This window comes from Micromonospora chokoriensis (genome assembly GCF_000718555.1).
Classification (GTDB): Bacteria; Actinomycetota; Actinomycetes; order Mycobacteriales; family Micromonosporaceae; genus Micromonospora; species Micromonospora chokoriensis_B.
Genome location: NZ_JOAN01000009.1, coordinates 67598 through 80221, shown reverse-complemented (window position 1 = coordinate 80221; position 12624 = coordinate 67598). Strand labels below are relative to the sequence as shown.

Annotated in this window: 12 protein-coding genes; 4 read left to right on the top strand and 8 right to left on the bottom strand. The window is 72.9% G+C overall.

The window, feature by feature from the left end; genetic code table 11:
- Positions 1-12: 12 nt before the first annotated feature.
- Positions 13-1476 carry an NADH-quinone oxidoreductase subunit NuoF family protein gene (locus IF46_RS0113825; RefSeq protein WP_030488732.1) on the bottom strand — a complete coding sequence of 488 codons (1464 nt, stop codon included), beginning with the start codon at positions 1474-1476 and terminating at the stop codon, positions 13-15.
- On the bottom strand, positions 1476-3062 hold the full coding sequence (locus tag IF46_RS0113820) for a ferric reductase-like transmembrane domain-containing protein (protein WP_232234034.1): 1587 nt from the start codon (positions 3060-3062) through the stop codon (positions 1476-1478). The genes IF46_RS0113825 and IF46_RS0113820 overlap by 1 nt, the downstream gene beginning before the upstream one ends.
- Before the next feature lie 177 nt (positions 3063-3239).
- On the opposite strand from IF46_RS0113820, the gene IF46_RS0113815 reads away from it, so the two are divergent.
- Entirely contained in the window at positions 3240-4151 is a 912-nt protein-coding gene (locus tag IF46_RS0113815; RefSeq protein WP_030488730.1) for a L,D-transpeptidase, read from the top strand.
- A 16-nt stretch (positions 4152-4167) separates the two neighbouring features.
- Here IF46_RS0113815 and IF46_RS0113810 read toward each other — a convergent pair whose 3' ends face one another.
- From IF46_RS0113810 to IF46_RS0113795, 4 genes are read right to left on the bottom strand one after another with little or no spacing between them, the layout of a single operon-like run.
- A complete protein-coding gene (locus tag IF46_RS0113810) occupies positions 4168-4800 on the bottom strand; it encodes a response regulator (protein ID WP_030488729.1) in 633 nt (210 codons plus the stop codon).
- Positions 4797-5927: a sensor histidine kinase gene (locus IF46_RS0113805; RefSeq protein WP_030488728.1), complete on the bottom strand. Its 1131-nt coding sequence runs from the start codon at positions 5925-5927 to the stop codon at positions 4797-4799. Before IF46_RS0113805 ends, IF46_RS0113810 begins: the two co-directional genes overlap by 4 nt.
- Positions 5928-5953: 26 nt before the next feature.
- Complete coding sequence (locus tag IF46_RS0113800; protein WP_030488727.1) at positions 5954-6703, bottom strand: ABC transporter permease; 750 nt, start codon at positions 6701-6703, stop codon at positions 5954-5956.
- 2 nt (positions 6704-6705) lie between these two features.
- Positions 6706-7605 carry an ABC transporter ATP-binding protein gene (locus IF46_RS0113795; RefSeq protein ID WP_030488726.1) on the bottom strand — a complete coding sequence of 300 codons (900 nt, stop codon included), beginning with the start codon at positions 7603-7605 and terminating at the stop codon, positions 6706-6708.
- A 282-nt stretch (positions 7606-7887) separates the two neighbouring features.
- On the opposite strand from IF46_RS0113795, the gene IF46_RS0113790 reads away from it, so the two are divergent.
- Both IF46_RS0113790 and IF46_RS0113785 read left to right on the top strand, forming a co-directional pair.
- Positions 7888-8742 (top strand): alpha/beta hydrolase, encoded by an 855-nt coding sequence (locus IF46_RS0113790; protein ID WP_030488725.1) that lies wholly within the window; start codon positions 7888-7890, stop codon positions 8740-8742.
- 181 nt (positions 8743-8923) lie between these two features.
- Positions 8924-10069, top strand: coding sequence for a site-2 protease family protein (locus IF46_RS0113785; protein ID WP_030488724.1), 1146 nt, complete (start codon positions 8924-8926; stop codon positions 10067-10069).
- On the opposite strand, the gene IF46_RS0113780 is transcribed toward IF46_RS0113785, so the two are convergent.
- Positions 10054-11322 (bottom strand): FAD-binding protein, encoded by a 1269-nt coding sequence (locus IF46_RS0113780; protein ID WP_051723898.1) that lies wholly within the window; start codon positions 11320-11322, stop codon positions 10054-10056. The genes IF46_RS0113785 and IF46_RS0113780 overlap by 16 nt on opposite strands.
- Positions 11319-12029, bottom strand: a complete 711-nt coding sequence (locus IF46_RS0113775) for a hypothetical protein (RefSeq protein WP_157562990.1) — start codon at positions 12027-12029, stop codon at positions 11319-11321. Before IF46_RS0113775 ends, IF46_RS0113780 begins: the two co-directional genes overlap by 4 nt.
- 161 nt (positions 12030-12190) lie before the next feature.
- On the opposite strand from IF46_RS0113775, the gene IF46_RS0113770 reads away from it, so the two are divergent.
- Positions 12191-12613 carry a hypothetical protein gene (locus IF46_RS0113770; RefSeq protein WP_030488721.1) on the top strand — a complete coding sequence of 141 codons (423 nt, stop codon included), beginning with the start codon at positions 12191-12193 and terminating at the stop codon, positions 12611-12613.
- Positions 12614-12624 lie beyond the last annotated feature (11 nt).

Genomic DNA, 12624 nt, shown 5'->3' with positions numbered 1-12624 from the left:
TGGACCTGAGCCCTACTCGGCCTTGGCGAGTCGCAGCGCCAGCTCCGGGCAGACCTTGACCGCCTTCAGCGCACCCTCCCGCAACCAGGTCGGCACGGGGGTGGCGGGGAAGGCGGGGTATCCGTTCGCGTCGAGCCGGATGAAGTCCGGTACGACGTGCGCGCACAGGCCGTGCCCGTCGCACCGCGACCAGTCCAGGGTGAGCTTCTGCGGGTTCGCGTCGGGTGCGCCCGGCAGCCCCATCACGCCCTTGACCCGCCGGCCACAGCCGTCGCCGGTGCTGTGCAGCCGCAGGTCGTCGGCGAAGACCTCGATCGCGGAGAGCGCGAACCGGGCGGTGCCGTCCGGGTGGCTACACGCACCCCGGCCCTTCACCTCGCCGGCGGCGGCTCGCACCACGTCCGCGGGTTGACTGCCGGCGACGGCCAGGTCCACGGCGCGGGCCAGGTCCGGCAGGCCCATCTTGCACGGTCCGCACTGGCCGGCGGACTCGCCGGCCAGGTAGCGCACCACCTGGGCGGCCTCACCGAGCGGACAGGTGTCGACACCGAGCGGGACGATGATGCCCGCGCCGAGGGTGCCACCAACCGCGGCCAGGCCCTTGCGGGAGACCTCGGCCGTCTCCGCCGCCTCCGCGGTGATCCACTTGCCGTGGTAGCCGCCCATCAGGATGCCCTGGGTCTCCGGGACCTCGCACAGGTCGAGGACGTCGCGCAGCGGCATGCCGGCGGTGCACTCCACCACGGCCGGCCGCCCCGCCGCGCCGGTCACGGTGAGCAGCACGGTGCCGGGCTCGTCGTCGGTGCCGAGCGCCGCGTACTCGTACGGGCCGAGTCGCGCACCGATGGCGAGCTGGGCGTACGTCTCGGCGTTGGACAGCAGGGTGGGCAGGCCGCTGACCCCGGAGTCGCTGGAGCGCTTCTTGGTGCCGGGCGGGATGTGCGGCAACCCGTTGATCCCGTTGACAAGCGCGCCGCCCTCGCCGGAGATGAACCGGTGCGGCACGGTGACGATTGTCGTCTGCACCGGCATCCGGCGCTCTTCGAGAGCCTCCATGAGCGAGTCCCGGCCGACCCCGTCGTCCGCCACACCGATGACGATCTCGTCGGCGTCCAGCGCGTACGCGGCCAGCGCCGCGCCGTCCAGGATCAGGTGCGGGGCTCGGGTCAGCAGCACCTTGTCCTTCCAGCTGGCCGGCTCCCCCTCGGTGGCGTTGACCACCACCACGGCAGCGAGGTCCTGCCGCTCGCAGGACTCCAGCACCGCGCGCAGTTTGCGGGCGAACGGGAAACCCGCCCCGCCCTTGCCCTTGAGCTGCATGCCCTCGGCGAGCCGGAGCAGCTGCGCCGGCTCCATCGGGCCGATCGGCCCGTGCACCTCCTCGTGCGCGAGCAGGTCGAGTCGGCCGTACTCGGCGAAGCCGGCGGTCAGCCGGGGCTCGCCCACGCAGGCGACCGGTGGCACGGCGGTCCGCATCACTTCGCCTCACCCCGCAGACCCGCCCAGTACGCCCCGTCGACCGCGTCCGCGCTGGCCTTGCGGCGCTTGGCGGACCGGCCCTCGCCGGCGGCCCGCTTGGCCCGGCGGGATGCCAGGTCGACAAGGGTCGGGGTGTCGTCGACCGGCGGTTCCACCTCGTCCGGCACATACCGGGCCGGCGGGCGCCAGTAGTCCGGCTCCTCGGGCAGGTCGTCCTCGACGCTGTGCCGGCCGCTGCCGCTGCGCGGCGCCGACGAGATCGGGCTGCTGGAGACCGGGCCGGCCGAGATGGGCTCGGCGGAGACCGGGCCGGCGGAGATCGGCTCGGCGGCCTGCCAGCGGCGCGGGCTGTCCCACGGCTCCTCGGCCTCGTCGAGGGTCGGCTGTGGAGGCGCCGAGTAGCGGCTGCCGTCGTCCTCGCTGCGGGACCGGCGGCGAGACCGCTCGGTGGCCGGCTCATCGGCGCGTCGCCGGCCGGTCGGAACCGCCTCGTCCCGGCTACGCGAGCCGCGCCGCCGGGTCACCGGCTCCAGCTCTTCCTCCGCGCGTCGGCTGCGCGAGGACCGTTCGGTGTCGCGGCGGGCCGCCGGCTCCTCCTCCCGCCGACGTCGACTGGGCCGGGTCGGCTCAACGAGCGAACCGGGCTCGGGCACCACCGGGACGGTGAACCGTTCGGGGTCGCGCCGGGCGGCCGGCGCGGCCCACGTGGCGGTGGTGGTGTTCGCCCAGGCGGGTCGCTTGTCGGCGTCGGCTTTGCCGCGTCGGGTCAGCCCGGCCAGCAGCGCTCGGCCACGGCTCGTCTCATTGGCCCGCCCGACCAGCGCCGCGTTGCGCACCGCGGCCTGGTGCTGCTCGCGGCTGCGCCGACCGATGGTGACCGAGAACCGGACCAGCAGGGCCAGCACCACCAGCAGGACACAGCCGAGGTAGCTGAGCACCACCAAGGAGTTCGCGGCCCGGCCGGCGTTGAGGCCGTGCAGGATGGCGAACGGCCAGGCCAGGTACGCGGTGGAGTGCAGCGTGCGCCACAGCCACTTCGGACCGACGCCGGCGAAGCGGGCCCGGATGATGCCGGTCCAGATCACGCTGACCATCAGCAGGGCGGCCACCGTGCCGAGCCCGACGTAGAGCCCCCGGCCGCCGACGAACGGCACCAGCGCGTCAGTCGCCCCCGCCCGCCCGGTGGCGACCTTGGTGAGGACATGGAAGCCGAGCCCGGCCACCGCCAGCACGCCGGTGGCCCGGTGCGCCGACTGCATCAGCACCCGGTGCGAGATGCGCAGCACCAGCCGGTCGGTGGCGAGTAGACCGAGCATCACGGTGAGGCTCAACGACACCAGGGAGACCACCCCGGCGAAGAACTCGGTGAAGAAAAAGCCGTACGCGTACGCCGTCTGGCCGGCGCCGGTCAGCATGATCGCCGCCCAGAGCGCGGCGAGCACCGACGCGATCAGCAGGGCTGTCGCCGACCGTGACCGGGTGCGCACCCCCCGACTGCTGGCGCTGGTCCGGACGGTCGCCGCCTTCTTGTCCTGCTGTGCCCGGGCCATCTGCTCCTCGATCGTCTCGCGGCGGCGTACCACCGGCCGACCCCTGCTCCCCCATCCAGTACGGACCGGCGGCGCGCGCGGATCACTACCCGACAAAAATTTCTGGGCCGAAATCGAACCGAGGGGCGTGGGCGTGCGTTGGCGTTAAGCCGCACGGCGGGTCTCGCTGAACCGAGGGCCCCGAAGCGCCAGCCACCATAGAGTGGTTTCGTGCCGTTTGACCGAAAGACTCCGTACCGTCGTCGCGGTGTCTGGGTCGCCGCCGCGATCGGCGTACCCGCGCTGCTGGTGACCGCGTTGCTGGTCGGCCAGGCCCTCACCCCGAGCTCGACGGCCCCCGACGACCGCAACGTGGTGGTAGCCGACCCGACTCCGAGCAGTGTGGACCAGAGCCCGGAGGAGTCGGTCCCACCTGCCGCACCCGCCCCGGACGGGCTACCGGTGGTCGACTACGACCCGGCACCCGCAGGGTTCCCCGCCGATCCAGCCACCATGGACGTCACGCCGCTGACCGATGGCGCGCACCCGACCAGACGGATCGCCGCGTACGACGCGCCGGGCGGTCGTCCGCGCGCCTTCCTCGAACCGACGATCCGCGGTGTCGAGCTGACCATGCCGATCGCCCAGCGGCGTGCCGGCTGGACCGCCGTCCTGCTGCCCTCGGCCAACCGACAGCTCGCCTGGCTGCCTCCCGGCGGGTTCGAGACCGTGCCGCTGCGCGACCAGATCGTGGTGGAACGCAAGGTCCACAGGCTCACCTGGTACCGGGCCGGCAAGGCGGTGCGCTCCTGGGAGGTCAGCCTCGGCCAGTCGGGGCAGGAAACCCCACTCGGGCGGACCTTCATCCTGGGCCGCACCCCACCGCCGGAGGAGGTCTACGGCGGGGTGGACATCTACGCCCTCGGTTCGGTGCCCGACGACCCGGAGTCGGTGCCGTCCGGGCTGCGCGGCGCGCACATCGGGGTGCATACCTGGCACCACGACGACGAGCTGGGCGAGAACACCACGAACGGCTGCATCCGGCTGACCCGCAGCGGTCAGCGGGAACTACTGGCCGAGGTACGCCCCGGCAGCAGCGTCGTCGTGGTCGATCAACTGACCGCCCCGCCGCCGACCGCCTGAGCGCCGCCGCGCACTGTCACTCGCCGAGCAGCCAGCCGTTCTGCTCGGCGACCCGGAGCGCGTCGGCCCGGTTGCGCGCGCCGGTCTTACCGATCGCCGCCGACAGGTGGTTGCGTACCGTCCCCTCGGACAGGTGCAGCGCCCTGGCCAGGTCCGCGACCGTGCCCCCGCCCCGCGCCGTGCGCAGCACCTCGGTCTCCCGCTCGGTCAGCGGGCTGACCCCGGCGGCCAACGTCTCCGCGGCCAGCGTCGGGTCGACCACCCGCAGGCCGGCGTGCACCCGGCGGACCGCGTCGGCGAGTTGCCGGGCCGGGGTGTCCTTGACCACGAAGCCGCTCGCACCGGCCTCCATCGCCCGGCGCAGGTAGCCGGGCCGGCCGAAGGTGGTGACCACCAGCACCCGGCAGGTCGGCAGCGCGGCCCGCAGCGCGGCGGTGGCGGCGATCCCGTCCAGGCCGGGCATCTCCACGTCCAGCAGGGCCACGTCGGGAGTGCTGCGTCGGGCCTCGGGCACCACCTCGTCGCCCCGGCCCACCTCGGCCACCACGGTCAGGTCCTCCTCCAACGAGAGCAGGGCGGCCAGCGCACCCCGGACCAGCGCCTGGTCGTCGGCGAGCAGCAGCCGGATCGGCGCGGACCCGCCGCTCACCGGGCCTCCCCCGGCGCGTGCACCCGCAGCAGGAAGCCCTCGCCCTCCGGTCGACGGCCGACGGTCACCACCGCGTCCAGCCGCTGCGCCCGCTCCCGCAGGCCAACCAGCCCGTGCCCGCTCGCGTCGGGCGTGGACGGACCACGACCGTCGTCACTGATCTCGACCCGATCCGGGTGTACCCGGATCACGCAGCACCGCGCGCCGCTGTGCCGGACCACGTTTGTCACCCCTTCCCGTACCGCCCAACCGAACAATTGGTCCCACTCCTCCGGCAGGTCCGGCACCTGGTCCGGCACGTCCGCCGCGATGCCCGCCGCGGCCAGCGCGGAGCGCGCGCCGGCCAGCTCCGCGCCGAGGGTGACCTCCCGGTACGCCCCGACCGTCTGCCGTACGTCAGCCAGCGCGGCCCGGGCCAGCGCCTCCACCTCGGCGATCTCGACGGCGGCCCGGTCCCGGTCCACCTCGATCAGCCGCCCGGCCAACTCGGCCTTGATCGCCACCACGGTCAGCGAGTGCCCGAGGATGTCGTGCAGGTCGCGGGCGGCGCGGGCCCGCTCCTCGGCGACCGCGAGCCGGCGGATCTCCTGCTGGGCCGCCCGGAGCTCACTGTTGCGCTGCGCCAACCGGGACACCCCGAACATGGCGAACGAGGCGAGCAGCACCGCGAACGTGACAGTGCTCTCCTGCGTCCAGGTCGGCACCAGCCAGGCCCCCACGAGCGGGATCAGCGCGCAGAGCGCCACGATGATCAGCGCCTGCGTCGCCGACAGCAGGAACACCGCCGACGCGGCCACGAACACCAGCGTGGCCGTCCAGTCCCCGGCGGTGCCCGGGATGCCGGCCAGCCCCAGCACGACCAACCCCAGCAGCGCGATCCCGGCCCGGCGTTGCGGGATCGGTCGAAGGTGTTCGCGCAGGTGACGTGCCCACTGGAACAACACCACGTAGCCGAGGCCGAAGGCGGACAGGGTGGCGACGCCGACGGCCCGCCGCCACGGCTCCGGCTGGTGCAGCGCGGTGTCGAGCGGCACGTTGAGGAAGAACAGCCACACGCCGGCCAGCAGCCAGCCGGTGAACCGCCAACGGCGGCTCACCGGCCAGGGCTGCCCGGTCGGAAGGTCCATCGGGTTCACGCTAGCGGCCCGGACGCTCAGACCCGTGCGGTGTCCCGGCGGAACAGCCGGGCCGCGCCGACGCCGAAGACCAGCGTCCAGGCGACGAGGTTGGCCACCGCCGCCAGGCTCACCCCCTCGCCGGTCAGTGGAGCGCGGGCCAGCACACCCATGCCGTACACCGGGGTGAACTTGGCGACCTGTTGCAGGACGTCCGGCAGCACCTCGACCGGGACGAACAGCCCGCCGAACATGGCCAGCACGGCCAGGATCGGGCCGATGAACTGCATGACGTTCTCGGCCGGCACCAGGTAGCCGATGAACAGGCCGAACGCCGCGAAGACCAGCGAGCCGACCCAGGCGGCCAGCCCGGCCAGCAGCCAGACGTACGCCGGGATGCGAACCCCGGCGGCGGCGCCCACCAGGAACTCGACGACGACCGCGAGCAGGCCGAGGGACATCGCGGTGACCAGCTTGGTGGCCACGTACGCCGCCGGGCGCAGCGGGGTGAGCCGCAACTGGCGACTCCAACCCAACGCGCGCTCGGTGGCGACCGCGCCACCCGCGCTGGTGGTCGCCACCATGGCCGCGTACACCGCCAGGCTGATCATGACGTACGCGGTCACCGGCCGGCCGTTGTCCAGGCTCTGCCCGCCCTGCGGCAGGCCGAAGATGAGGAAGAAGACACCCGGCATGATCAGCGTGAAGGCGAGGGTACGGCGGTTTCGCAGCACCCGACGCAGCTCGATGCGCAGGACGCCCGGGTAGAACCCGCTCAGGGTGGTCATCGTCAGGCTCCGGTCTGCTCGGTGGTCAGGGCGAGGAAGGCGTCCTCGAGGTTTCGGGAGGTGATCTCGACGTCCCGGGCGGCGGTCCGGGTGAGCAGGTGCCGGGCGATCCCGTCCGAGTCGGCGGTCCGCACCAGCACGCTGTCCCCGCGTACCTCGACGGTGTCAACGCCGGGCAGCGCGGCGAGCGCGGCCTGGTCGGCACCGGGCAGGGTGGCCCGCACCGTACGGCCGGCGGCCAGGTTCTTGATCTCCGCGGTGGTGCCGTCGGCGACGATGCGCCCCTGCCGGACCAGCACGATCCGGTCGGCATACGCGTCCGCCTCGTCCAGGTAGTGGGTGGCGAAGATGATGGTCCGTCCGCCCCGTGCGTCGCGGCGCAGCGACTGCCAGAAGTCCCGCCGTCCCTCGACGTCCATGCCGGTGGTCGGCTCGTCGAGCACCATCAGGTCCGGGTCGGGCAGCAGGGCCAGCGCGAAGCGCAGCCGCTGCTGCTGACCGCCCGAGCAGCGCCCGACCACCCGGTCGGCGATGTTGGTGATACCGGCCCGCTCCAGCACCTCCGCCACCGGGCGGGTGTGCCGGTAGAAGTGGGCCGTCATCTGCACCGTCTCGCCCACGGTGAGGTCCTTGAGCAGCCCGCCGGTCTGGAGTACGGCGGCGACCCGGCCCCGGGCCACCGCGTCGTCCGGAGTCCCGCCGAGGACGCGGACGGTGCCCGCGTCCGGTCGGGCCAGACCGAGCAGCATGTCGATGGTGGTGGTCTTGCCCGCGCCGTTCGGGCCGAGGAACGCCACCACCTCGCCGGGCTGCACCCGCAGGCTCAACCCGTCGACCGCGGTGACCGCGCCGAAGCTCTTGGTGAGGCCGTCCAACTCGACAGCCGGAGGGGTACTGGTCATGTCGACAATGCTCCGGCGGCGCGTACCCCGATGCCCGGAGCGGCCGTCACCTCCCGGCCGTGACATTTGTCAGGGGCCAGGCGCCACGGAGAGTGACCTCCCTGCGAGCCAACACCGCGACGAGCGTGATGTCCCTGAGTCATCACGATGCCCCTGAGTCATCACGCTCACTGCCACGTCCGCCCCCGAGCGCGACCCGCCGAGTCGAGCCAGCGGCGAAGGAATTCCCGGCGCGGCAGCGGGTAACCGCTCGGCCGAACGCCGCGACACCGGGAGGACGCGATGGGTGCCACGCCGCAGGGCCGGGTCGACACGGTCGTGCTGATCCACGGGCTCTGGATGACGCCACGTAGCTGGGAGGGTTGGGCCCAGCGGTACACCGAGCGCGGTATGCACGTCATCGCCCCCGCCTGGCCCGGTATGGATAAGTCGGTGGAGCAGTTGCGCGACGATCCCAGCCCGATCGCCGAGCAGAGCATCGCCACCATCGTCGCGCACTACGACCGGATCATCCGGGCGCTGCCCCGACCGCCGATCATCATGGGGCACTCGTTCGGTGGCCTCTTCGCCCAGATCCTCGTCGACCGGGGCCTCGGCGCGGCGGCCGTCGGAGTGCACCCCGCGGCGGTGAAGGGGGTGCTCAAGGTGCCACTGAGCACGCTGCGCTCGGGGTTCTCGATCCTGCGCAACCCAGCCAACCGGCACAAGGCCGTCCCGTTCACCAAGGACGACTTCGCCTACGCCTTCGGCAACGCGATGAGCCGCGAGGACTCCGATCGGGCCTGGCAGCGCTACGCCGTCCCGGGTGCCGGGCGGGTGCTCTTCGAAGGCGCGTTCGCCAACCTCGACCCACGCTCACCCGCCCGCGTCGACGTCGGGCGCGACAACCGTGCGCCGCTGCTGCTGATGGCCGGCGAGGTCGACCACGTGGTGCCGGCGTCGGTGGTCCGCGCCAACGCCAGCCTCTACCAGAAGTCCCGCGCCCTCACCGCGTACGAGGAGTTCCCCGGTCGATCACACTTCACCGTCGGGCAGGACGGCTGGGAGAGGATCGCCGACTACGCGCTGGACTGGGCGCTCAGAGCGGCGGCGCTACCCCGAGAAGCGACAATCGCCAGCGGAGCCCCCCGCCGCTGAACCCCGGCGAGTTCTCCCGCATCCCCTCGAGCAGCAGGGCGAGACTCGGCGAGGCGTGATATCAAAAACCCGCCATCTTGATATCGCCCAGTGCCTGGGTCGTCCCGCCGGGCACCGCCGACTGATCACACGGTGCGCTGATCCTCGGCATGCCCACGGTCTAGCGGGGTATCTCGGCGGGATGAGGGCCAGTTTCCGGCTTGGCCGGGTCGCGGGGGTGCCGGTCGGCGTCAACTGGAGCGTTCTGGTCATCTTCGCGTTGATCGCCTGGGGGTTGGCCGCCAACCAGTTTCCCCGCTCGTACCCCGACCGCTCTCCCGTGGCGTACGCGATCGCCGGGCTGGTCGCGGCGGTGGTCTTCTTCGTCGGGCTGCTCGCCCACGAGGTGTCGCACGCGGTGGTGGCCAAGCGCAACGGGCTGACGGTCGACGGCATCACGCTGTGGCTGTTCGGCGGGGTGGCCGAGTTGCGGGGCGAGCCGCGTGACCCCGGCGCGGAGCTGCGGATCGCTGGCGTCGGCCCGCTGGTCAGCCTGCTGATCGGGGCGTTATTCGGCGCGATCGCCGCGCTGCTGGCACTGGCCGGGCAGGGTGGTCTGCTGTTCGGGGCGGTGGCCTGGCTGGCGGGAATCAACGTGCTGCTGGCCGTCTTCAACGTGCTGCCGGCCGCACCCCTGGACGGTGGTCGGTTGCTGCGCGCCGCGGTCTGGAAGGCCACCGGCGACCGGACCCGCGCGTCCGTGGTCGCCGCCCGGGCCGGTTGGGTGCTGGGTGTGCTGCTGATCGGCTTGGGGCTGTGGCAGTTCCTGTCCGGGGTCGGCTTCGGTGGGCTCTGGCTGGCATTGATCGGCTGGTTCCTGATCGGCGCGGCCGGGACGGAGGAGCGGCAGGCCCGCACCGGCAACGCGCTGCGCGGAATTCGGGTGGGCGACGTGATGACCGCGCAGCCGCAGACCGCCTCGGCGGAGATGACCGTCGCGGACTTCGTCGACCACTACCTTTTCGCGTACCGGCATTCGGCGCTGCCGCTGACCGAGGACGGCCGACCGACCGGCCTGGTCACCGTCGACCGGGTGCGGGGCGTGCCAGCCGAGCGGCGGTCGTCGACCACGCTGGCCGAGGTGGCCTGCCGAGCTGACCAACTGGTGCTGGCCCAGCCCGACGAACAGCTCAACGACCTGCTCCCCCGGCTCACCGAGTGCGCCGACGGCCGAGCCCTGGTGGTGAGCGAGGACGGCCACCTGACCGGCATCGTCTCCCCCAGCGACATCAGCCGAGCCGTCCAACGCAGCACCCTGGTCGGCCAGGGCGGTCAGCGGGGGAGGTAGTGGTCCAGCAGTTCGGTGCCGAACTTCCCGGTCGGGTCCAGGTGGGTCAGCAGGCCGGCGAAGTCGGCGTACCTCGGGTAGCGGGCGGCCAGCTCGGCCGGGTCGGTGACGAAGACCTTGCCCCAGTGCGGGCGGGGCGTGAAGGGCGCCAAGCGCTCCTCCACCGCGGCCACCACCGGCAGCACCGCCTCGGTGTCGTCGACCCAGGTGAAGTGCAGCACGAAGCTGTCCCGCCGGTAGTTCGGGCTGAGCCACAACTCGTCGCCCGCCACGGTACGCAGCTCGGACACCAGCAGCACCGGAGCGATCAGGTGCGCCACGTCGTCCAGCGCGGCGAGCGCGTCGGCCGCCGCCGTACGCGCGACGTGGTATTCGGACTGCAACTCGTCGCCGCTGCTCGGGGTGAAGCCGAGCTTGAAGTGCGGCAACCGCTCGTGCCACGGGCCCGGCTCGCCGAGTTGCGGGGTGCAGTTCTCCGGCGACATCCCGAGCACCGGGTGCCGGGGCTGGTCGGCGGCGGTGGTGCCGAGCCAGTCCGCCGAGGGCGGCGGCTGATCCGCCAGCTGTTTGCGCCACACCTCGCGCAGCCGGGGCGTCCGGAAGTCGGTGAAGACACTCACGCTGTACGCCGAGCCCAGCGCCTCGTCCAGCGCGGCCCGGTCGAGGTCGAGGCGTACGTACTGGCGCAGCTCGAAGGTCGGTACGACGTCCAGGGTGACGCGGGTGACCAGGCCGAGCGCGCCGAGCCCGACCACCATGCCGGCGAACGTGTCGGTGTCGCGGTCGACCCGGACCAGTTCGCCGTCGGCGGTGACCAGCTCCAGGCCGGCTACCGCGCTGGCCAGGTTGCCGTGGGCCGGGCCGGAGCCGTGGGTGGCGGTGGCCACCGCGCCGGCCACCGAGATGTGCGGCAGCGAGGCGAGGTTCGCCAGCGCGTACCCCTGGGTGTGTAGCTGTCGAGCGATGTCGCCGTAGCGCAGCGCGCCGCTGACGGTGACCTGCCCCCGCTCGTGGTCCACGTCGACGACCGGGGGCAGCCCGGCGAGGCTGACCAGGTCACCGTCGGTGTCGCCGAAACGGTTGAAGGAGTGCCCGCTGCCCACCGCCCGGATCCGGGTGCTGCCGGCGACGAGTCGGCGTAGTTCGTCAACGGAGGTGGGCCGGTGGAACGCCTTCGCGGCGTACCGCACGTTGCCGGCCCAGTTGCGGCGCGGCACCTCGGCCGACGTGGCGTTCGGTCCCTGCGCGGTCATGTGGCGGTCTCCCGATCGGTGGTCTGCTCGTCGGCCAACGCGGCGACGAGGGCGCCCAGAACCGTATCCGTCTGGAACGTGTTGTAGCCACGCTGGGCGATCGGCAGACCGGCTGCGGTGGCGCGTTCGATCTCCCCCTGGGCCGCCTGCCGGGTCGACGCGTCCCCGGACATCAGGGCGTCCTGGCCGCGTCGGATCAACCGGTCGATGCGGTCCATCTGGTAGCCACGCAGGCCAACCGGAAGGTCCGGGGCGTCGAAGGCGGCGCGACGCAGAGCGAGTAGGTCGACGAACCGGTCTCCGGCACAGCTGGTGAGCGCGGCGGACACCTGCTCGGGCTGCTCGCGGACCTGGTCGAGGACGAGCAACTCGATGGCCGGGCGGCCGTCGAGCGGGTGACGGGCGGTCACCAGCTCACGCGGCACGCCCTGCGCCGGCACCAGCAGCAGCCTCGGCGGTTTCGCGTAGCCGTCGCGTCGGGGCGGCTCGTCGAGGACCAGCACGTCCACCTCGGCCCACGGGATCTCCCGGCGCAGGCCCGGCCGCCGGATGCTGAGCCCCTCCGCGTGAATCCCGAACCGGAACGGCCGCACCGCGCTGACCAGCGCCACCGCGCCGAGCGCGATCGCCCCCACCGCGATGACCGTCCGAAGCAGGGCGCCGTCGCTGGGATAGACCAACAAGAGCACCCCACCGAGTACGCACACCGAGGCGAGCGCACGGGATCCCCGATTCCGGCGCAATTCCACGCTCGGACCCCCGTTCATGACCGTGGCGACGGTCCCCGCATCTTCCACCAAACCGGGCACCGAGGACACCGGTCGATCGGGCACGGTTGTTCTCGTCATCGTCGGGGAACCCTACGCCCATGAGCAGCTACCGTGATCCGGCCCCACGGGGCGACGTCTTCCCGTCGGAGGAGGAGCTGGACCCCACCGGCACCGGGGTCGAGCAGGCCAGCGCGCCGCCGGTCGGCGGGTTGCCGAGCCACCCGTCGCCCACGCCTGGTCCCCGACCCACGCCGGCTCCCGCGCCGGCCCCGACGCCGGTGCCGACGCCCGGGCCGCCGCCGCGTGCGCCCGGCGCACAGTCGATCGTGACCCGCCACCTGGACGGTTCGGTGGAGGTGGTCACCGACCTCGACGGTGACGGTGTCGCCGACGTCGTCCAGATCGACGTGGACGGTGACGGAATCCCGGACATCACCTACGTGGACAGTGACCGCGACGGTCGGCTGGACACCGTGCTGGGCGACCCGCACGCGGTCCGGACGGGCGCGCACCGGGCCTGACCGGTGGCGCC